The organism is Peribacillus sp. P4_D6 (genome assembly GCF_056401795.1).
In genome coordinates this window covers 1-1,414 of record NZ_JBFUIQ010000325.1, presented here as the reverse complement: position 1 = coordinate 1,414, position 1,414 = coordinate 1, and the positions used below count along the sequence as shown (strand labels likewise).

The following is a 1,414-nucleotide window of genomic DNA, read 5'->3' as shown; positions in this document are numbered from 1 at the left end:
GAATGCAGAATGACCAAACCAGGTGATGTTATTGGTATTCTTAGAAGTGGGTTCTTTTGTTCCAATTACAATGGGACTGTCGGGCCTCCTCTTTGGATTAGGTTTTATGAAATCACGTAAAATGGAACCAGTATGCTTAAGACTCATCGCTTGACTGGCAGGAATCTGATTTTGGAATTTCCCTTTGGCAAAATTCTCTTTAGTAGTGAAACTTCTTACTTTTTCTTTGTTTGTCCGTCTTCCAAGCGGAGGATAGAGGTTAAGGAAAAGTAACAAGAGTATAAAAGTAGAAATGAGGATCTTAATAATTTTCATCATGATAGCTTCCTCCAATAGTAATCATAGCTTTTATTAATACATATCATATCATAGAATTTATACGGTTATTTACTATGATGTCCCACAAGATAAATGATAAAGATATCTGTAAAATCACATTGGGTGGAGTGTTTTTTCTTGTGGCAAATGTTTAAGTTTCACCCGTCTCAGGCAGGGAATAGAGGTATATATAATGAATAATATAGAGGACGGGATAAGGAATGTAGCAGCTGAATGGTAGGGGGATAAATCGATTGTTAATGTTTTTCAGAGTCTTTGTATGGGTAGTATTTATTGCATTATTAGCCTATGTCATTCTTTCTTGGAAATATAAAGAGAAGGTTAGTAAAAGGATTGAAGCGATTCGAAAAACCTGGTATATCATTTTTATACTGGGAGCACTGATTTATTGGAATTTCTATCCGATGAGCATTTTTAATGAGTGGGAAAATTTCTTGATCATGGCTATCGTATTCATCCTGATTGATATGTTTGTGTTCTTGAGCATGTATATATCGAAGATTGGCGATAACGAGCTATCCTATGCAACAAAAGCCGTTGCGGAAAGTGATAAACTATTAACGGATAATAGGGAAAAGGTCAAGAATATGTTCCATCTCCTAAAGAAAGAAGGAATACCTGAGTATTATCAAACGAATAAGGAATACTTGGCTTATTTGAGCATTCTCCTTCAAGCATATGCAGCAAAGGAAGGGATGAACGTGAAAATCCTTCCTTTCAAAACCGAACAGGACAAGCAGTCGGTGATAAATGGGGTTCCGAACTTGAATGGCAGTACCATTCGTGCTACATTGGAAAGAGAAGATACGTATTATAATGATGAAGAAAAAATGGCTCTGCAGCCTGTTAGTATTTTGATGGAACCCTATATCCTTGACGTTAAATCAGAAAGCTTCGTTTCAGAAGTCGATTGTTTATTGATAGCATTATTAATCATGATGTTCGATATGGTCATAAAACAAAAACCAGGTGGTGAAGGATAAATGAGCATTTATGATAAAGCCGGGAACGAAGTGTCAGTTGCCGTAATCAAACCACAGGTTAAAATACCCGATGTAGGTTTAAGTCCTCACAC

1 protein-coding gene and 1 pseudogene are annotated in these 1,414 nt (G+C 36.3%); one reads left to right on the top strand and one right to left on the bottom strand.

Translation table 11 applies throughout. The annotated features are described in order from the left end of the window. Window positions 1–318: pseudogene (locus AC1DVB_RS27225) on the bottom strand (hypothetical protein); the annotation flags it as partial. A gap of 260 nt (window positions 319–578) precedes the next feature. On the opposite strand from AC1DVB_RS27225, the gene AC1DVB_RS27220 reads away from it, so the two are divergent. Then, window positions 579–1,322 carry a type II toxin-antitoxin system SpoIISA family toxin gene (locus tag AC1DVB_RS27220; RefSeq protein ID WP_223255799.1) on the top strand — a complete coding sequence of 248 codons (744 nt, stop codon included), beginning with the start codon at window positions 579–581 and terminating at the stop codon, window positions 1,320–1,322. Window positions 1,323–1,414 lie beyond the last annotated feature (92 nt).